The 18,415-nt window shown below is 43.1% G+C and carries 18 protein-coding genes; 10 read left to right on the top strand and 8 right to left on the bottom strand.

The features are described 5' to 3' along the window. Positions 1–35: 35 nt before the first annotated feature. The 3 genes from B9T34_RS16570 to B9T34_RS16560 are packed head-to-tail and all read right to left on the bottom strand — an operon-like array spanning position 36 to position 2,453. Entirely contained in the window at positions 36–374 is a 339-nt protein-coding gene (locus tag B9T34_RS16570) for a DUF3325 domain-containing protein (RefSeq protein ID WP_086214246.1), read from the bottom strand. After that, complete coding sequence (locus B9T34_RS16565; RefSeq protein ID WP_086214245.1) at positions 371–2,104, bottom strand: PepSY-associated TM helix domain-containing protein; 1,734 nt, start codon at positions 2,102–2,104, stop codon at positions 371–373. The genes B9T34_RS16570 and B9T34_RS16565 overlap by 4 nt, the downstream gene beginning before the upstream one ends. A gap of 1 nt (position 2,105) precedes the next feature. Further along, positions 2,106–2,453 carry a hypothetical protein gene (locus B9T34_RS16560; protein WP_086214244.1) on the bottom strand — a complete coding sequence of 116 codons (348 nt, stop codon included), beginning with the start codon at positions 2,451–2,453 and terminating at the stop codon, positions 2,106–2,108. 265 nt (positions 2,454–2,718) lie between these two features. Here B9T34_RS16560 and B9T34_RS16555 point away from each other — a divergent pair, with 265 nt between their 5' ends. Then, positions 2,719–4,245, top strand: coding sequence for a helix-turn-helix transcriptional regulator (locus B9T34_RS16555; RefSeq protein ID WP_086214243.1), 1,527 nt, complete (start codon positions 2,719–2,721; stop codon positions 4,243–4,245). 71 nt (positions 4,246–4,316) lie between these two features. On the opposite strand, the gene B9T34_RS16550 is transcribed toward B9T34_RS16555, so the two are convergent. Both B9T34_RS16550 and radA read right to left on the bottom strand, forming a co-directional pair. Further along, positions 4,317–5,312, bottom strand: coding sequence for a Tim44 domain-containing protein (locus B9T34_RS16550; protein ID WP_086214242.1), 996 nt, complete (start codon positions 5,310–5,312; stop codon positions 4,317–4,319). Positions 5,313–5,430: 118 nt separating this feature from the next. Then, positions 5,431–6,822, bottom strand: a complete 1,392-nt coding sequence (gene radA / locus B9T34_RS16545) for a DNA repair protein RadA (RefSeq protein WP_086214241.1) — start codon at positions 6,820–6,822, stop codon at positions 5,431–5,433. A 279-nt stretch (positions 6,823–7,101) separates the two neighbouring features. Here radA and B9T34_RS16540 point away from each other — a divergent pair, with 279 nt between their 5' ends. The 6 genes from B9T34_RS16540 (at position 7,102) to xerA (ending at position 12,653) form a co-directional block, all read left to right on the top strand. Then, positions 7,102–8,505, top strand: coding sequence for an amino acid permease (locus B9T34_RS16540; RefSeq protein ID WP_086214240.1), 1,404 nt, complete (start codon positions 7,102–7,104; stop codon positions 8,503–8,505). Between the two features lie 132 nt (positions 8,506–8,637). Then, positions 8,638–8,868, top strand: coding sequence for an LPS translocon maturation chaperone LptM (gene lptM, locus B9T34_RS16535; RefSeq protein WP_086214239.1), 231 nt, complete (start codon positions 8,638–8,640; stop codon positions 8,866–8,868). Between the two features lie 24 nt (positions 8,869–8,892). Next, a complete protein-coding gene (gene lysA / locus B9T34_RS16530; RefSeq protein WP_086214238.1) occupies positions 8,893–10,137 on the top strand; it encodes a diaminopimelate decarboxylase in 1,245 nt (414 codons plus the stop codon). A gap of 13 nt (positions 10,138–10,150) precedes the next feature. Then, positions 10,151–10,996 (top strand): diaminopimelate epimerase, encoded by an 846-nt coding sequence (dapF, locus tag B9T34_RS16525; protein ID WP_086214237.1) that lies wholly within the window; start codon positions 10,151–10,153, stop codon positions 10,994–10,996. 103 nt (positions 10,997–11,099) lie between these two features. Continuing rightward, positions 11,100–11,717, top strand: coding sequence for an alpha/beta fold hydrolase (locus tag B9T34_RS16520; protein ID WP_086214236.1), 618 nt, complete (start codon positions 11,100–11,102; stop codon positions 11,715–11,717). A gap of 9 nt (positions 11,718–11,726) precedes the next feature. Continuing rightward, complete coding sequence (gene xerA / locus B9T34_RS16515) at positions 11,727–12,653, top strand: site-specific tyrosine recombinase/integron integrase (protein WP_086214235.1); 927 nt, start codon at positions 11,727–11,729, stop codon at positions 12,651–12,653. A gap of 52 nt (positions 12,654–12,705) precedes the next feature. On the opposite strand, the gene B9T34_RS16510 is transcribed toward xerA, so the two are convergent. After that, positions 12,706–14,382: an amidase gene (locus B9T34_RS16510; RefSeq protein ID WP_086214234.1), complete on the bottom strand. Its 1,677-nt coding sequence runs from the start codon at positions 14,380–14,382 to the stop codon at positions 12,706–12,708. Between the two features lie 439 nt (positions 14,383–14,821). On the opposite strand from B9T34_RS16510, the gene B9T34_RS16505 reads away from it, so the two are divergent. Further along, positions 14,822–15,193 carry a hypothetical protein gene (locus B9T34_RS16505; protein WP_086214233.1) on the top strand — a complete coding sequence of 124 codons (372 nt, stop codon included), beginning with the start codon at positions 14,822–14,824 and terminating at the stop codon, positions 15,191–15,193. Between the two features lie 222 nt (positions 15,194–15,415). Here B9T34_RS16505 and B9T34_RS16500 read toward each other — a convergent pair whose 3' ends face one another. Beyond that, positions 15,416–15,742, bottom strand: a complete 327-nt coding sequence (locus tag B9T34_RS16500) for a hypothetical protein (protein ID WP_086214232.1) — start codon at positions 15,740–15,742, stop codon at positions 15,416–15,418. A 402-nt stretch (positions 15,743–16,144) separates the two neighbouring features. Continuing rightward, positions 16,145–16,639, bottom strand: a complete 495-nt coding sequence (locus B9T34_RS16495; RefSeq protein ID WP_086214231.1) for an Lrp/AsnC family transcriptional regulator — start codon at positions 16,637–16,639, stop codon at positions 16,145–16,147. A 112-nt stretch (positions 16,640–16,751) separates the two neighbouring features. Here B9T34_RS16495 and B9T34_RS16490 point away from each other — a divergent pair, with 112 nt between their 5' ends. Both B9T34_RS16490 and B9T34_RS16485 read left to right on the top strand, forming a co-directional pair. Next, positions 16,752–17,357 (top strand): LysE family translocator, encoded by a 606-nt coding sequence (locus tag B9T34_RS16490; RefSeq protein ID WP_086214230.1) that lies wholly within the window; start codon positions 16,752–16,754, stop codon positions 17,355–17,357. Between the two features lie 537 nt (positions 17,358–17,894). Further along, positions 17,895–18,415: electron transfer flavoprotein subunit beta/FixA family protein (locus B9T34_RS16485; protein ID WP_086214229.1), on the top strand; the 521-nt coding region annotated here is incomplete at its 3' end.

Here is an 18,415-nt window from a genome sequence, read left to right as displayed (position 1 = left end):
AATCCGAAGATTGGCTTTGGGCTGCAGCAGAATATTTATAGGAAATAAATTAAGGCGAAAGCAACACTGAGTATGGCTAAGATGACGGCTATCACTTCCAATTTTTTGTCCAGATAGCTCAGGCAAAGGCCAATAAACAAGGCGGCAAAGCTTAATGCGCCTATCCAATAGCTGATCATATTGCTGATTGGGCCAGAAGCAAGGCAAATTACCAAACTTAAAAGCAAGAGTATCCATCCAACAAGAATTGCTAGCTTTGTTTTGCCAGCAGTCAGTTCTTGACCGTAAATTTGCTTTTGGTGTTTAGACATTGAACTTGCAAGCGCAAAGAAACCGAGGGCAGTTAAAGCCCAATTCAGAAGAAAGAACATCATGTTTTAATCTCCTGAGCCGCAACTTTGCCTTTTTTGGCAGGCAGGCCTTTATGCTTTTTCACTTTATAGAATGAATAGGCAAATAACAGCGCTAAGATCCACAAGGCCAGATCAAAACAGGCAATGACCCATTGACCATTGGCAATGGTATTCCAAAGCGGCTGTCCGCCCGTCATAAAGTTAACAATTGGAAGCAAAGCGAAAGCAGCGGCTGCAAATGCCAGAAGTTCTAGCCATGCCTGACGGTGCTTGCGGATGGCTGCATAAATTAGTGTAATGAGCCAGACCATAAAGAATGCGCGGATTTCCAAATCTGCACGGTTTTCTGCACTGGCGGAAATTAAGCGGTTTCCATAGAAATAACCCGCGCAGGCAATAGGCAAACCAATAATGGCAGCAATATTGGTCACTTCTGCAGTACGGTAGCCAAATGATTTATAGCCTTGTTTCTGCTGCTGAGGCGCGCGTTTTACACACCACAGAATGAGGCCTGTCGCCACCATTAAAGTGCCGATAATCCCTGAAAGGAAAAGCAGCCAGCGCAATGCAATGTCTACACCGCGTGCTTCATGCAGTGTGGTCACTACATTATAAATACCCATGGGTACTGAAGGGCTTCTCAGTTTTGCTGATTCATCAGTCGTATTTTCTCCGCTGACACCATTAAACTGCATGCTCTGATAGACACTGCGGTAGGCAACGCTTTCGCCATGCAATGCTTGCAGTTCAACTTTGGCGCGGGTGGTATTGGGCGCTGTAATTTTAATGTTGCCAACAGGATTGTCTTTCCACTCCAGCTGCGCATAAGTCAGCATAGGCGTTAAGTCAGCCAATGGCGCAGGCTGAGGTTTTTGCTTGCGGCGGTTTTCACCGCGCTCTCCGCGGGCCATTTGGCCTTGAGCATTATTGTCCCGGTTTTCACCACGGGCATTTTGGCCTTGAGTATTTTCACCACGGCCTTCACTGCGCGATTGCGCTTGTTCGGGCGTTTCGACTAAGGCTTTGCGTTGATCCTGTAAAAAGGCGCCGCGGTTTTCATAGATACGTTCAATACCCCAAGGCATGATGGTGAACAGCAGTAAAAGCAAGCCGCTGAAGGTAATCATGATATGGAAAGGCAATGCAAATACTGCTGTTGCATTATGTGCATCCAGCCATGAACGCTGGCCTTTGCCTGAGCGGAAAGTAAAGAAATCTTTAAAGATTTTTTTATGGGTAATCACACCGCTGATCATTGCGACCAGCATCAGCAGCGTTGCAATGCCAACAATCCAGCGCGCCCAGATGCGCGGCATGCCATAGAGTTCAAAATGGAATCTATAGAGGAAACTGCCGCCGCGGGTTTCACGCGCTTCCAAAACTTCACCTGTTGCACTGTCAATGGTAATCCGCTTTCCGCCGCGGCGGGCATTTAGATCTTCACCTGCTTCACGGACCGTAATCAGCGTAGTATTTTGACGCGTATTCGGCAGCTGGATATTCCAGCTGGCTGCGTGCGGATGATTTTGCTGTAAATAATCTAAAGCAACTTGAGTTTGCTGGGTTTGCGCGGCGTGCGGTACAGATTGATGCAGCTCAGGTTTCATCCAAACGGTGATTTCATTTTGAAAGAAGCTGAGTGTGCCTGTGACAAAAATCGCGTACAAAAGCCAGCCTAAAATTAAGCTGGCCCAAGTGTGCAGCCATGACATGGATTGACGCGGTCCTTCCGCTTTGGCATCTGGACGCATCTTAATTTCCTAAAAATTTGATTAGAAAGAAAATAACCAAGCTTGGTATAAAGATGCCTAAACTTGCTTTAAGGGTTTTATTGACCATAAAGACCCAAATAAAAGCGCCTGCCTGCACGCAAAATGCAATCAGGGTAGAGGCCATTGCTGCGCTTGAGCGATGGTCAGCAAAGTATTGCGCAATGAGTACAGCACTTAAGCTTGCCAAAATATAGCCGCCAACCAGTGCGAGTATAAAACGGTAGAAAATCATAAAACGGTAGCTAAGCAGAGATGATCCAGCTTTGCTTTTTTGGGCAGGAAACGCTTTAGCTAAGCTTTCTGCAGCATCAAGTGGCGGGCTATTCATAAGACAGACTGTGAAATCAAAAAATTAATACATATTATTGGAAATGATAACAATTAACATTTAGATTTAAAACAGTAAAACTAAAATTTAAGCAGATTTATGAGTATTTTCTGAGATTTAGCACCCATTGAAACTCTTTTGCATAAGCTTTTATCCTACCCGCAGAGATTGAGCTGACAAAAAAACAGATTTATTTCTTTATAAAATCTTCACAAACAGTTAATTTTTATTTCAGGCACCCTTACGAATAAAAAGTAGAAAACGAATGGGCACTGTATTTCAAAATCAGCAAGATGTTTTGATTGATCTCATTTATCAAATACCTTCTGACCCCACGGCATGGGATAAATTTGCCAAAATTTTGCTGCATATCTTAGATGCCTCCTATGTGCATCTTCAGGCCATTGATTTTTCGTATAATGTTTTATCCTTTAGCCACGGCATGGGCGATTTGGCGCGTGAGCTTTATGCTCAGGCAGAACTGAATTATCTGCGTTTCCCGCTTGAAGCTGATCCGCGCTGGCCTGTATTTTTAAATCCGCAGCGGCAGGGCTGGTATCAATGTCATACCCATGTCACGGAAGAGTTTGTGCAGTCTTCGGATTTGTATCAGCTGATTTTACTGCCGATTGGGCTGCGCTATGTGGCATCGCATGAACTGATACGCGATGAAAAGCTGTGCATATTTTGGAGTGTAAGCACGACTGCAAAACGCAAGCCTTTAAATGCAGAGGAGCTTCACTTTTTAGATACTTTAAATATTCATCTGCGGCGTCTGGTTGCTGTACAGCGCCATCAGTTTGAATTCGAAGCGCAGTCTATAGCTGGTTATACCTTGATTGATAAATTGCCTCAGCCCATCATGCTGCTGAATTTGTCTGGTCAGATGGTGCACAATAATCAAGCGATGCATCGGATTATTCAGCAAGGAGATTTGCTGAGCATTCAGCAGAAAACCAAAATGCTGCAGCTGGCCGAACCATTTAATGCGCAGCTGGAAGAGCATTTTTACCATATCGAATTTTTACTGCGCAGGCAGATTTCAGATCAGCTTCTCAATGAGCGCTGCATTCAGCTTATAGATGATCAGGGCAGGGTGGCTTATCTGTTTTTAAACCTGCTGGTCTCTGCGCAGGAAAAATTGACTTTTGGCACACGCCCTTTGGTCATGCTGACGCTGTATCAACCCCAAAATAATGAATACCACTCACAGCTGTTTAAGATTTTTGACTGCTTTAGCACTGGCGTAATTTTACTGACGCATGACCAGAAAGTTTTTTATCAAAATGCCTATGCATCGCAGCTGCTGGAAAAGTCATCTTTATTAAATGTCAGCCAGAAGCACGTTTTAAAAGCGCAGGGCGAGTTTCAAAATAAGTTAAGCAAGCTGCTTTTGGAAGCGCTGGCGGATGACTCTGGATTGGATCGCAATTTAGTGATGTACGGACAGGACCAGCAAGAAATATTGACCCTGAATATTAGCGCGATTGATCAAAACGCAGTGCATCAACGCATTGGCGCGGGGCCGAAAGTGCTGGCAGTATTTTTTAAGCAGCTGAACCAAAAGCGCAGTCTGGAGGCAAAATATTTAAAGCAGCTGTATCAGTTAACACCTAGAGAAATACAGGTCTGCATGCATTTTTTTCAGGGGCTGGATTTAGCTGAGATTGCAGAAGTCAGTCATTTAACCTTAAGCACTGTGCGCACATATTTAAAGCAAATTTATTTGAAAATGCATTGCTCCTCACAAAGTGAATTGATGAAGCTGCTGATGAATGCAGTGATCGATTAACTCTGAGAATCTCGGTAAAACTTGCAAAAAAAAAAAGCAGCCGAAGCTGCTATTTTTTTTTAAATTGGGCGTTAGCCTTCTTGCTGAATGCCTGCTACTTTCCAGTCTTCGCTAGAACCCGCAGGTTTAACAAAGTGCCAGATTTCAGCAAATGGCTGCGGCAAGCTGTTTAGATCTTCACTCACTGTACCAGTAAAGCGCACGCTGACAACATATTGACCATTTTCAGTCGAAGAATCAGCAACCATCGCATTTAAATTAGAAAACTCAGCTACGTCCTGATCTTGATTCGCCATAATGTCGTTATACATTGACTGGTATAGATCTGGTGTTAAGTAGCGTTGAATTTCTGCAATATTGCTTGCAGTATTCATTGACTGAATATGGTTAAAGCGCTGACGGGCAACACGTAAAAATGCAGCAGGCTCAGTACCGTCTGGCAATTGGCTGCCAGAATTGGTATATACGCCGCCAGCAAAAGGCGCGTTGTTTACAGGCGCTTGAGACGCAGTAGACCCGCCAACAGACTGACCAAAAATATTGGTATTGTCGCCAGATGCTGAACGCGGCGCAGCATTTTGCTGACCAAAAGGTCCGTTATTCACAGAACCTGTACCTGGTGCGCCGCTGTTCGGTGCATACGGGTTATTGGTTAGTTTTTTTTTTGCGCCAAACTTACGGAAAATAAAGAAGGCAGCGGCTGCAGCAAGTAAAATCCAGATCCAGCTTGGAATGCCGCCTTTTTCCTCTTCAGCTGCTTGAGCTTCAGAAGCTGCGCGGTCATCAGCCATTGCATTAGCAGCGACTGCGCCAATAGCAGCACCAGCTACACCAGCAGCAACCATACCGCCAACATTAGAACCTGATTTTGCTGGAGCACCCGCTGTTGCAGGCTGTTGAACTGGAGCAGCTTGACGCGGCTGTTGGTAAGACTGAGCTGGAGCAGCTTGACGGCTCATACCGTGGCTTTTACCGCCACCCGCACGTTTTGCTTCTGCTGCTAAAGGCGCAACCAATAACGCTGCAGTTAAAAAGCCTGCAATCAAACCACGCTGTCGAACTTCCATTAAATTTTCCTATTTAAAAATAAAATATCGCCCTGTATTTATGCAGTCTTTAGCGCTGAATTTCAATAGAAAAATCGTTTTTTTTATTAAAAAAACGATTTAAGACATGAAATAGCGATTAAGTCAGTTCTTCACTCAGGTTCATCGCTTCGGTCAGCGCTTCATGCAAACGCGCTACAGATACAATGTTTACACCCGGAATTGGACTTTGCGGGGCATTGCCGCGCGGTAAAATAATATGTTTAAAGCCATGTTTTATCGCTTCTTTTAAGCGTTCCTGACCATTCGGCACAGGACGGATTTCACCAGACAAACCCACTTCGCCAAACACTGCCAGCTGCTGCGGCAGCGCTTTGCCGCGGATGCTGGATGCGCAGGCCAGCAATACAGCCAAGTCAGACCCTGTTTCGGTAATTTTTAAACCGCCGACAATATTGACATATACATCTTGTCCAGAGGTTTGCACGCCGCCATGACGGTGCATCACGGCAAGCAGCATATTTAAGCGGTTTTGTTCTAAGCCAAGAGCAACACGGCGCGGCTGCCCCTGAGAATCATCGACCAGCGCCTGAACCTCGACCAAAAGCGGACGCGTGCCTTCACGGCTGATCATGACAATTGAACCGGGGATGGCTTCATCATAACGGCTTAGGAAGATTGCAGAAGGGTTGGAGACTTCGCGCAGACCTTTATCGGTCATGCCAAATACGCCCAGTTCATTGACTGCGCCAAAACGGTTTTTGACTGCGCGGATCATTCGGAAACGAGAATCGGACTGCCCCTCAAAATACAGCACGCAGTCCACCATATGTTCCAAAACACGCGGGCCCGCTAATGAACCTTCTTTGGTCACATGCCCCACAATGAACAGCGCAGTGCCGCTATTTTTAGCAAAACGGGTCAATATTGCGGCAGATTCACGGATTTGTGAGACACCGCCCGGTGCAGATTGCAAGGTTTCGGTATAGAGAGTTTGAATGGAGTCTAGAATCGCCACAGCAGGCCGTTCATGCGCCAAAACCTCGCAAATGCGTTCTACACAGGTTTCAGCCATGACTTTCAGCTGGTCTGTCGGCAAATCTAAACGGTGCGCACGCAGGGCAACTTGCGATAAAGATTCTTCACCTGTGACATATAAAGCAGAACTCTTAGCCGCCGCCATGTGGGTTGCTGTTTGCAAAAGAATAGTGGATTTACCAATGCCGGGATCGCCGCCAATCAGCACCACTGAGCCTGTGACCAAACCGCCGCCCAATACCCGGTCAAATTCACCGATGCCTGTTTCTAAACGAGATTCACGTGAAACTGAAACTTTATTTAAGGTGGTGACAGCTGCAGCTTGGCCTGCGTAGCCTCCGCCTATTTTTGGCTGCGCACGGTGACTTGCCGCAGGCGCAATACTGACTTCTGAAAGCGAGTTCCATTCTCCGCAGTCCGAACATTGACCTGCCCATTTAGGATGGTCTGTCCCGCATTGTTCACATCGGTAAACAGTTTTGACTTTACTCATGTAGCTTGTGTATAAGAATTATAGATGGAGAGAATGTAGCAATAGCGGCTTATAAAAACAATTTTTTGGGCATTTTCTCTCCAGAATTAAAATTGGCATGCAAACTGCTAATTCATCAAGGACAGAGCAAATTAGAAAAGGAAACTGGTGGTATTGTTTAAAAAAACATCTAAAACGTGATTAGACGTCAAAAATATCAGCTAATCGCCCAAAAACCTTTTTTTATTTTTATTTTTTTGGGCTACTTTTACACACTGAATTCTGAGAGACAAAATAACAATGTCAAATGAAAACCTCAGTTCGACTACCGAAGATAGTGAACTACAACGAAGTTTATCTAACCGTCATTTGCAATTAATCGCCATTGGCGGTGCAATTGGTACGGGTTTATTCATGGGGTCAGGTAAAACGATCAGCTTGGCTGGTCCATCTATTTTGCTGATCTACATGATTATTGGTTTTATGGTGTTTTTCGTCATGCGCGCGCTTGGCGAATTGTTATTGTCTAACCTTCATTACAAATCATTTATCGATTTTTCAACTGATTTAATTGGTCCATGGGCTGGCTATTTTGTCGGATGGACCTATTGGCTGTGCTGGATCACGATTGGTATTGCTGACTTATCCGCGATTATTTACTACCTGCAGTTCTTTAATGGAGGCAACCCATTCTCGCCAGAAGAAGGAGTGATGATCAGTATTGCGGCCATTGTCTTTATTATGGGCTTGAACTTGGTGACCGTGAAGCTGTTCGGTGAGCTGGAGTTCTGGTTTGCCTTAATTAAGATTATTGCGATTGTCGTCTTAATTGGTGTCGGCTTATGGATGATCTTTACAGGCTTCTCATCAACAACAGGTGAGATCGCTTCATTTACGCATCTTTGGTCACATGGCGGCTTATTCCCGACAGGGGTAACAGGCTTCTTGGCGGGTTTCCAAATTGCGATCTTCGCCTTTGTGGGTGTAGAGCTGGTGGGTACGACTGCTGCGGAAACTAAAGATCCTGAGAAAAACTTGCCGAAGGCGGTGAACTCAATTCCAATCCGTATCATTATTTTCTATGTATTGGCATTGGTCATTGTAATGTCTGTAACGCCATGGAATAAAATTGATCCAACCATTTCGCCATTTGTTAACTTGTTCAGCCAAGCGGGTATTGCTGCTGCGGCAATCATTATGAACTTGGTGGTGCTGTCTTCTGTAATGTCTTCAATGAACAGCGGCGTGTTCTCTACATCGCGTATGCTGTTTGGTCTGTCTCGTGAAGAGCAGGGCCCAAAAGTATTTGGTCACCTGAACAAACGCGCAGTTCCAGCAAATGCATTGTACTTCTCTGCAGTATGTTTGCTGCTTGGTGCGGCGCTGCAGTATTTTGTGCCAAATACCGTTGAAGCTTTCACTTTGGCAACGACGCTATCAACCATTTTGTTTATCTGTGTATGGCTGATGATTATTTGGAGCTATATCGTTTACTACAAAACCCGTCCAGAGCTGCATGCGAAATCGACCTTTAAACTTCCTGGCGGTTTGTTTACCTGCTGGGTGGTGATCATCTTCTTTATTGGCATGATTTATGTGCTTTCTTTAGAAGCAGACACCATGAAGGCATTGATGGTTAGCCCAATCTGGTTTGTAATTTTGATTATCGGTTATTTTGGTTTCTTCAAACCGAAACATAAATAATCCAATTAAAATAAAAAAACGCCAGCCTTAGACTGGCGTTTTTTTATGACTAAAGCTAATCTCTAGCGTTTAGCGCTTCGGTCATGAACATGATTGCGCTATACTTCTTTGAAAATATGGATAGGTGAACAGATGCGCCAAATCATTTGCTGCATGAGTTTATGCGCCCTAGGTTTTGGACTTACGGGCTGCGGTCAGTCTGGTGCTTTACAGCTGCCAAATGATCCAAACTATGACAAACGTGCTAAATATCTGCTGTATTCAGACACGGAAGCGCAGCCAAAATCTGAGCAAAAAAGTGAGCAGCGTCCTGTTGAACAGCCTGCTGCACCTGAAGATACGAATTCAACCACTACACCTTAATTGTTTTAAAGCAAGGATACATTCATGAGTTTTACCCGCATTAATGGGGTTTTGCACGCTGAGCAATGTTCATTACAGCAGCTCGCGGAGCAATATGGCACGCCGCTTTATGTCTATTCCAAAAATACTTTAGCCAAACATTATTTGGATATGGACCGTGCATTTGGCTTTATCGATCATCAAATTTGCTTTGCGGTCAAGTCGAACTCTAACCTTGCGGTATTGAATGTATTGGCTAAGCTGGGCGCAGGCTTTGATATTGTGACTGGCGGCGAATTGGCGCGGGTCCTGAAAGCTGGCGGCGATGCGTCTAAAATCGTATTTTCAGGCCTAGGCAAAACTGAAGCGGATATTCAAAAAGCGCTGGAAGTCGGCATTGCCTGCTTTAACGTAGAGTCTTATGCAGAACTTGACCGCATTCAAAAAGTTGCGGAAAAACTGGGCAAGCAAGCGCCAATTTCATTGCGTGTAAATCCGGATGTCGATGCAAAAACGCATCCGTATATCTCTACAGGCTTAAAAGAAAATAAATTCGGTATTCCATCAGATAGCGTATACGAAACGTATCAATACGCTGCGTCATTGCCAAATCTAGATGTCGTTGGCATTGACTGCCACATCGGCTCACAGCTGACAGAAACACAGCCATTTGTAGATGCTTTAGACCGTGTGATGGTGATGATTGCGCAGCTTAAAGAGCTGGGTATCAATCTTAAGCATATTGATATTGGCGGCGGTTTAGGTGTGACTTATAAAGATGAAACACCGCCATCGGTTGAAGAATATGCCAATGCGATGAAGCCGGCTTTAGAAAAATTAGGCATGAAAGTCTATATGGAGCCGGGCCGCAGCATTTCTGCCAATGCAGGCGTATTGCTGACTAAGGTGGATCTGCTGAAACCGACCAATCACCGCAACTTCGCCATTATTGATGCGGCAATGAATGACTTAATCCGCCCGGCTTTATATGAAGCATGGATGGATATTCAGGAAGTGACGCCGCGTACTGATACAGAAGCGAAAGAGTGGGATGTGGTTGGCGCGATTTGCGAAACTGGCGATTTCTTGGGTAAAGAGCGTAAGCTTGCGATTCAGGAAAATGATGTGCTGGCAGTTTTAGGCGCAGGCGCATACGGTTTTGTGATGAGTTCTAACTACAACAGCCGCGGCCGCGCAGCTGAAGTGATGGTCGATGGCGATCAGTCTCATTTGATTCGCGAGCGCGAAAGCATCGAATCATTGTGGGAACGTGAACGTCTGCTGCCTTAAGGAGGAATTCGAGATGTTATTAGAATTTACCAAAATGCATGGCCTAGGCAATGATTTTTTGGTGCTGGATATGATTACCCAGCGTGCCTATTTAGATACATTGACCATTCAGCGTTTGGCTGACCGCCATTTCGGCATTGGCTTTGACCAGCTGCTGGTGGTTGAGCCGCCAGATATGCCCAATGTAGACTTCAAATACCGCATTTTTAATGCCGATGGTTCTGAAGTGGAGCAGTGCGGCAACGGCGTGCGCTGCTTTGCGCGTTTTGTGCATGAGCGTCAGCTGACCACAAAAACCAAAATTAAAGTGCAAACCAAAGCAGGTATTGTCGAACCTGAGCTGGGTCAAAATGGCTGGGTGCGCGTGAATATGGGCTATCCAAAATTCCTGCCGCATGAAATTCCATTTTTGGCTGAAGAGCCTGAAAATCTATATGATCTCAGTTTGCCAGACGGCAATGAGCTGACGATTGATGTGGTGAGCATGGGCAACCCGCATGCGGTGACTATTGTGCCTGATGTCATTGAAGCCGATGTTGCGCGTCTGGGTCCACAAGTGGAAGCGCACGCGCGTTTTCCTGCACGTGTGAATGCTGGGTTTATGCAGATCATTGACGAAAAACATGCGCGTTTGCGTGTATTTGAACGCGGTGTTGGCGAAACATTGGCATGCGGTACAGGCGCTTGCGCTGCAGCTGTGTCTGGCATGCGCCGCGGTTTACTGGCAAATTCAGTGGAAATTGAATTGGCTGGCGGCAAGCTGCAAATTGAGTGGAAAGAAGGCGATGTTGTTTGGATGACAGGACCTACCGCAAATGTCTATGAAGGCCGTTTGGATTTGAATTATTTCCAAGGCTAAGTGAAGACTCAATTTTAAAGAAAAGCACTATCATTGGATGGTGCTTTTTTATGTGCGAAAATCAGTTATGCTGTAAATTCAATGGGCTTTGTTCGGCCGTGCAATGACACAACTTATTTTTCTACCCGGCGCATCTGGAGATACCGCATTTTGGCAGCCTTTAATTTCACTGCTGCCGGAAGCGTATGCTAAAAATAGCGTTGCTTACCCCGGTTTTGCGGGCGAGCCAAATCATCCTGCAGTGTTTGATTTCGAAACGCTGAGCCGTTATGTTTTGTCACAGATTGAACAGGAATGTGTGATTGTGGCGCAGTCCATGGGCGGAATTTTTGCTGTGCAGGCTGCCTTGCAAAAGCCCAAGCTGGTAAAAGCTTTGGTGCTGATTGCGACTTCTGGCGGCATTGATTTGACACCATTTCTAGCTGAAGACTGGCGCAGTGCATATCGGAATCAATATATAAGCAATCCAGATTGGTTTGTGGATGTACAATTAGATTATTCTGCGCAATTATCAGACATTAAACAGCCTGTATTGCTGCTGTGGGGCAGTGCAGACTTGATCAGCCCGATTGAAATAGGAAAATATCTGCATTTGAAATTTGAACGTTCAATTTTAAAAATGATTGACGGCGGAGATCATTTATTTGCATCTAAACATGCATTTGAGACAGCAGCTTTAATCAATGCGTTTTTATTGGCGCAGCAAAATAATGAAGGATAAAGCGATTTAATGTCTTTTGAACAAAATGCTGCAGCACTTTTGGCCATGTGGCTAAAAGAACGAAAAATTCAAAATCAATCGGAGCATACCTTGCAGGCTTATGAACGGGATGTTTCGGATTTTATGCAATTTTGTGCAACGCGCAACTTGCCTTTAGCAGATGTAGAAACTTCAGATTTACGCGAATATTTGGCGCATAAAGTTGAGCGTTTTCAATTAAGCTCCAGCAGTTTGCAGCGTATGCTGTCTGCCATCCGCCAGTTTATGAAATGGGCGGAACAGGGCGAATACATGAGCTTTAATCCGGCAGATGATTTTCAGCTCAAGCGCCAGTCACGGCCTTTGCCGGGTTTGGTCGATATAGAAACGGTCAATCAAATTTTAGACCAGCCAGAACCTGAGTCTGAAATTCAGCAGCAAATGTGGCTGCGTGATAAAGCCATTTTAGAATTGCTGTATTCTAGCGGGCTGCGCCTTGCCGAGGTTCAGTCACTGCGGATTAAAGATGTGGATTTTAACCGTCAGCTTTTGCGCATAACAGGTAAGGGCAATAAAACCCGCATAGTGCCTTTTGGCACGAAAGCCAAAGATGCAGTGATGAACTGGCTGCAGGTTTATCCCTTATGGCATGGCGATTTTGTACCCGAAGCCAATGTCTTTATTACGCAAAAGGGCAATCCGCTTGGTGCACGGCAAATTGAAAATAGAGTGAAATTTCAGGCACTGCGTGCTGGGGTAAATGTAGATCTGCATCCGCATTTGCTGCGGCATTGTTTTGCCAGCCATATGCTGTCCAACAGCGGAGATCTACGCGCCGTGCAAGAGATGCTGGGACACAGTAATTTAACCACTACGCAAATTTATACGCATGTTGATTTTGACCATCTTGCGCAAGTCTATGATCAGGCGCATCCACGAGCGCAGCAAAAGAAATAGGAGCCGAAGCTCCTATCTGTAACCATTTTAAATATGTGCTGGTGACTAAGTTTTAGAGTGCAGGCGTGTGAACAGGAACTTGGCGAGCTGGATTCACTTGCTCAAAAGCGACTGCAATTTTAAATAAAGTCGGTTCATCAAATTCACGGGCGATGAATTCAATATTAACATTCATTGGATAAGTGCTGCGTGTTGATGTCACTGAGGCAGCAGGCATGGAAAGCGCTGGAAATCCGCTGAATGGACTTAAGCGGTTGTTGGTGCCAGCGGATGGACCTTTTCCTAAGTCAGATGCTAAAGCCGTCATGGTTGGATAAGCCAAGGCATCATAGCTTAAGCCTTTAAACTCGCCCGCAGCATCGGTATTGTCTAAGGCGCTGTTTAAACTGCCGCGCACATGCGGAGCACGTGTAGTGGTGTTCAAGGCATAGCCATCTATGAAGGTTTGTGCTGTTGGATCTCGGTCATAATTATTGAACGTCGCAATCATTAAACCACTTTGCTGCAAGTCTGCATAAGATTTGAAGATACTCTGTGTGCTTTGCAAATAAACTGTAAGTGCTGTTTTAAACTCATAAGACGATAGGCTGGAATAGGTCGAGAAAATTTTCGATAAATCGTTAATTTCGACGACTTCTACCGTTGCGCCAGCCGCGGTTAATTTGGCAATGGCTTGTTCCATGGCCTGATTGACCAGTGTGCCGTCTTCAGTCATTACACCGCTGCTATTGGGTTGAGCATACATGGCTTTGACTATGCCAATGCGTTTGCCTTGAAGGGATTCTGTTGCTGCAGGTACATAACTTTCTGGCACAGAATACATGGTTTTATATTGCGCTGCAGAGCTAACTAGCGGTGATAATCGGTCAAAATCATTGCGCTGATTAGAAGAAGTTGCGGCGTCATAACCCGTTAAGCTGTTCATTAATATGGCGCAGTCAATCGCTTTTCTGCACATCGGGCCAGCTGTGTCTTGTGTTGGCGCCAAAGGAATAATCCCATCTTGGCTGACTAGGCGAAGTGAGGGGCGTAAGCCAACCAAGCCTTGTACTGCAGATGGAATACGAATAGAACCGCCAGTATCTGTGCCAATGCCAATCAATGCCAAGCTGGCGTTAATGGCAGCACCCGTACCTGCAGAAGAGCCGCCTGGACCTTTGCTTAAGTCATAGACATTTTTAGTTTGCCCGCCATTGGGATTGCTAGAGCTGCCGCCAAAACCAAAAGCAAATTCATCTAAATTAGCCTTGCCTAGAATAATCCCGCCATGTGCTTTAATATTTTTAATCATATACGCATCATCAAGCGGGAAATTATCAGTTAATGCCTTGGAACCCGCAGTATTGGCCATGTCTACAGCATCAATATTATCTTTAGGCAGTACTGTGACGCAGTGCAAATCACCTTTTAATTGTCCTGTTTTAAGATAGTAATCATCCAGTGCTTTAGCTTCTTGCAAGGCTGTAGGGCTAACCGCAATAATGCTATTTAATGTAGGGCCTTTTTTGTCGTAGGCTTCTATACGGTCTAAATAGCTTTGCACAATCGAAACGCAATTTGCGCCTTTTGTGGTAATTGAGCGGTGTACATCGGCAATGGTCGCTTCTACAGGGTTGAAGGGAACAGGCGTTATATTTTCTGCACTTGAATTGGATTCATTGGAGTCATTACAGGCAGCCAGAAGACTGGATAAAGATACGAATAATAGGGTTTTTTTGAAGCCTGACATTGAGTTGTTCCGCATTGATTTAAAGTTAACTTCATCAATGCAAGCCCTGTGCCATAGATTTTATTTAATTTTTTGGAAGATTATTGTGAATTTAATCGTATTTTGAGTCAAAAAGGTTCAGTTATTAAATGCGATGCACAATCAATTAAACATTTTGATTGATAGGCGGCTTTATCGCTTTGCAACAGATGTCATCAACCTGCAACAAACAGGTGGCTATCTTATAGCCTCTGCAATCTCTTCCCAAAAATGGCAGAATGAGGTAAAAAGAAACAGCAGATGTATGCAATATGAACTAACGTAGAATAAAAAGAAGTCAATTTTTCACGTATAAATAGGTTTATTGATGCATAGCGGACAGCGGCAATAATCCGCTTAGGGAACAAATGATGTTCCGCGAACTGTATATAAAAATTTTATTTGAAACTAGGCAATAGACATGATTTTGGATGTTCAGGAAAAATATGACAGGCTCAGTGCGAAGCAAAAAGATATTTTTGCAGGCTATGGCCTTCGTCAAGTTAAGCATTTTGTAGAAATTAGCTTGCCGAACATGGAGCCGTTACTTCCTGCGAATACTGCAGTGCAAGGCGTGAATGCCAATGGTAAAGTTCAAGCGCTGAATGCTGAAACACAGCAGTATTATTTGTGGATTTCAGATTTGCAGTGGCAAGAAAGCAAATCACCAACAGCAAGCTTTGACACAAAAGAAGACTTTTTGGCTGTCTGGGAAATTTTTGGATTGGCTGAGTTTGAGCTGATTGATTTAAGTCATATTCATCGTGATTTTTTAGAAAATCAGCCTGTTTAAGTGCGATATTGTGCTAAAAAAAAGCGGTTTGAATATTCAAATCGCTTTTTTATGTATGAGGCTTTTGAAAACATAAATATTGGTGTTGCTGACGGAGTATTCGTTATTTTAATGATTACGTAATCACGCCAATCGATGAACAGTGACTCTTATACTAATTTGGCACCTTAATAAGGTTCTAAAATTGGTATATCGTATAATCGCTATGATATTAAAAAGGATTCAATCCTGCTGATTTTTCCCTTTTTTTGGCATTCCACAATGCTGGCAGTTTCTTCTAAATATAAGGCTTATTCCATCCCCTGAAGCAGCTCCATTAAAGAAACTCTCTTTACACCAAGGACAAATGTCTTTCGATAGAAAAAATAAGGTGCTAAAAAGTATAAGAAATAAGCATGTAATAATTAAAAGCAGCGTAATTACTGAAACACCGAAATTAAAAAAAACCATGATTTGAAAAAAAACTAGTAAAAAAATTGGAATGCCAATGAGGATACCAATGACATAATATTTTCTAATTTTTAAAAGAGTTATATATTCTTGAGACATTAAACAATCCAAACTTTAAAGTTTTTCTAAAATTAACCTATTACATACACGTCATACAAAGCTTAGAAAATTAGTCTATAAGATTAATTTATATATATTTTATAATTTAAAGTCTAGCGTCTGCGCTTTTTGGTTTTGTAGATCAGCCATAATCTTAAATAGAAGAATCTATACTTTCTAAAATTAATTCATCCTTTAATTTTAAGTAAATATCAGTATTGTCTAAAGTGTAGTAGAGGTCTTCATACAGAATATTACCTTCTATTGGTTCTATAAAATCATGATTGATAAAACAATGATTCACAACTGTATGTAGCCTCATGAAACGTCAAAAAACATGTTCAAATGAAATAAGAATAGATGACCAGCTCATTATTAATAGTACAGTTCAGAGCGCAACATTTATAAATCCTCCAGTGGCAGCTGATAGCTTTGCTTAACAATTTGACTTGGCACATCGGTTTTTACACTGGTAATGCCGTTTTTCTTGGTCAAATGTGTAGACTGAAATTTACGGTAACTTTCTAAATCAGGCACCACCACTTTTAGCATGGCATCGCATTCGCCAAGAATAATGTAGCACTCCATGACCTGAGGCAGCTCTTTCATCGCTTCTATAAAGGTATCAATCGTTTCAGCATCTTGACCTAGCAGCCAAATACGAGAAAACAAAATCAATTGAAAGCCAATTTTTTGCGGGTCGACTACCGTGGTATAGCTTTGAATGACACCTGCTTCTTCCAGCAGTTTTACGCGGCGCAGGCAAGAAGACGGAGACAGGCCAATGGTTTTGGCAAGATCATTGTTTTGCATGCGTCCATTATTTTGTAAAGAAGAAATGATACTTTTATCAATGCGGTCAAGCTTTACTAGAATTGATTTAGAAGAAAATTTCATAAATTAGAATTATATTCTAAAATTAACATTAAAATTAGAATAAATGAAATCCTATTTTAGTTCAATTCGCAGATACTATTTTTGTCCATCAATACAGTGATAGGAAAAGGAAATGTCTGTATTAGTACTCTTTGCGTTAACGGTTACTCCGCTAATTTTTACCCCTGGGCCAGATATGCTGTTTATTCTGTCTCAAGTGATGGGCAAAGATGCAAAAGCAGGCATGATGGCTACTGTTGGTGTATGCACAGGCTATTTGGTGCATTCGATTTTAGTGGCATTAGGCATTGCGGCGATTATTGTCTCTTTCCCAATTTTGTTTGAAACCATCCGCTGGCTGGGTATCGCTTATCTTTTATATTTGGCGGTGCATTTAATCAAATCTGTGTTCAGCAATAAAAAATTGAGCATTGAACAGCAAAGTGCGTCAAATCCTATAAAAAAAGGATTCTTTACCGCTTTGTTAAACCCGAAAGGCATGCTGATTTATTTTGCGATCTTGCCGCAATTTATAGATCAGTCAGGCAACACGGTAATTCAGGGGCTGTATCTATCTTTAGTCTTTATTACTTTGATATTTATTGTGTACTGCAGTTTAAGTTTGGTTTTTGCCAAGATTACGCAAAAAACCGAGATTGATGCACGTAAACAAAAATGGATCGATGGCACCTCAGGCGGATTGCTCGGCCTTGCCGCGGTATGGCTCATTTCCAACTGAAATCTGTACAATCATTTTAATAAAAAGCCTGCTTTAAATGCAGGCTTTTTATTAAAAAATAATCAGGAGCGCTGCGCTTTAAAATAAATGTCCAGAATTTTTCAGCGCAATAACGCCAGTTTTAATTTTGAATCAATTATGGATTGTATAAATTCGCTACAAAAATATGTCATCTATCTTAAATGACACAAACCCTATGATATGCGCACCAGTCATTTCTGCATAAAAAAGAATCACGACTGATCGGAAAAAGATATTAAATCAAATCTTTTGATGATCCTAATCAAGTAAAAATATAATAAAAATCAATGCTTAAAAAATAACTAAATAAGTCGTGAAAACAAATAAATAAAACCATTCTGAAAAAGTGTGAACGACAAGTTCAAGGAATTTTACGGATTTTTACAGGTCTTTCGATAATTGTGACTTGACCCAAATGCCAATCACATTGCAAGATAGGGCACCTAAAAAATTTAAAGTGAAGAGTTAATATAACTTTTCTCAATATTTACATTTGCTAAAACAGCCGAGGATTACATGAAGGCTCTTGTTGCTGTAAAACGTGTGGTTGATGCCAACGTTAAAGTTCGTGTTAAACCGGACAACAGTGGTGTTGACTTAACAAACGTTAAGATGTCAATCAACCCATTCTGTGAAATCGCAGTGGAAGAAGCGGTTCGCTTAAAAGAAAAAGGAACTGTTTCAGAAATCGTTGTTGTTTCTATTGGTCCTAAAGAAGCTCAAGAACAAATCCGTTCTTCTATGGCGCTTGGCGCTGACCGCGGTATCTTAGTTGAAGCTGATGACAGCCAGCTAGGCGCGCTTGAAATTGCTAAAATTTTAAAAGGTGTGGTTGAAGCGGAACAGCCTCAATTAATCCTTCTAGGCAAACAAGCCATTGATGATGACTCAAACCAAGTCGGTCAAATGCTTGGCGCTCTTCTTGGCGCAGGCCAAGGGACTTTCGCTTCAGAAGTGAAAGTTGACGGCGATAAAGTACAAGTGACGCGTGAAATTGACGGCGGTCTGCAAACTGTAGAACTTGCGCTTCCTGCAAT

Source organism: Acinetobacter sp. ANC 3813 (assembly GCF_002135435.1).
GTDB lineage: Bacteria > Pseudomonadota > Gammaproteobacteria > Pseudomonadales > Moraxellaceae > Acinetobacter.
This window is presented reverse-complemented; position numbering and strand designations above follow the sequence as displayed.

Bases quoted from the DNA above. Each gene is read 5' to 3' on its own strand.
- lptM (WP_086214239.1), top strand. From the start codon at position 8,638: ATGCGCCAAATCATTTGCTGCATGAGTTTATGCGCCCTAGGTTTTGGA.
- B9T34_RS16540 (WP_086214240.1), top strand. From the start codon at position 7,102: ATGTCAAATGAAAACCTCAGTTCGACTACCGAAGATAGTGAACTACAA.
- B9T34_RS16520 (WP_086214236.1), top strand. From the start codon at position 11,100: ATGACACAACTTATTTTTCTACCCGGCGCATCTGGAGATACCGCATTT.
- xerA (WP_086214235.1), top strand. From the start codon at position 11,727: ATGTCTTTTGAACAAAATGCTGCAGCACTTTTGGCCATGTGGCTAAAA.
- lysA (WP_086214238.1), top strand. From the start codon at position 8,893: ATGAGTTTTACCCGCATTAATGGGGTTTTGCACGCTGAGCAATGTTCA.
- B9T34_RS16555 (WP_086214243.1), top strand. From the start codon at position 2,719: ATGGGCACTGTATTTCAAAATCAGCAAGATGTTTTGATTGATCTCATT.
- radA (WP_086214241.1), bottom strand. From the start codon at position 6,822: ATGAGTAAAGTCAAAACTGTTTACCGATGTGAACAATGCGGGACAGAC.
- dapF (WP_086214237.1), top strand. From the start codon at position 10,151: ATGTTATTAGAATTTACCAAAATGCATGGCCTAGGCAATGATTTTTTG.
- B9T34_RS16510 (WP_086214234.1), bottom strand. From the start codon at position 14,382: ATGTCAGGCTTCAAAAAAACCCTATTATTCGTATCTTTATCCAGTCTT.
- B9T34_RS16490 (WP_086214230.1), top strand. From the start codon at position 16,752: ATGTCTGTATTAGTACTCTTTGCGTTAACGGTTACTCCGCTAATTTTT.
- B9T34_RS16560 (WP_086214244.1), bottom strand. From the start codon at position 2,453: ATGAATAGCCCGCCACTTGATGCTGCAGAAAGCTTAGCTAAAGCGTTT.
- B9T34_RS16505 (WP_086214233.1), top strand. From the start codon at position 14,822: ATGATTTTGGATGTTCAGGAAAAATATGACAGGCTCAGTGCGAAGCAA.
- B9T34_RS16550 (WP_086214242.1), bottom strand. From the start codon at position 5,312: ATGGAAGTTCGACAGCGTGGTTTGATTGCAGGCTTTTTAACTGCAGCG.
- B9T34_RS16495 (WP_086214231.1), bottom strand. From the start codon at position 16,639: ATGAAATTTTCTTCTAAATCAATTCTAGTAAAGCTTGACCGCATTGAT.
- B9T34_RS16500 (WP_086214232.1), bottom strand. From the start codon at position 15,742: ATGTCTCAAGAATATATAACTCTTTTAAAAATTAGAAAATATTATGTC.
- B9T34_RS16570 (WP_086214246.1), bottom strand. From the start codon at position 374: ATGATGTTCTTTCTTCTGAATTGGGCTTTAACTGCCCTCGGTTTCTTT.
- B9T34_RS16565 (WP_086214245.1), bottom strand. From the start codon at position 2,104: ATGCGTCCAGATGCCAAAGCGGAAGGACCGCGTCAATCCATGTCATGG.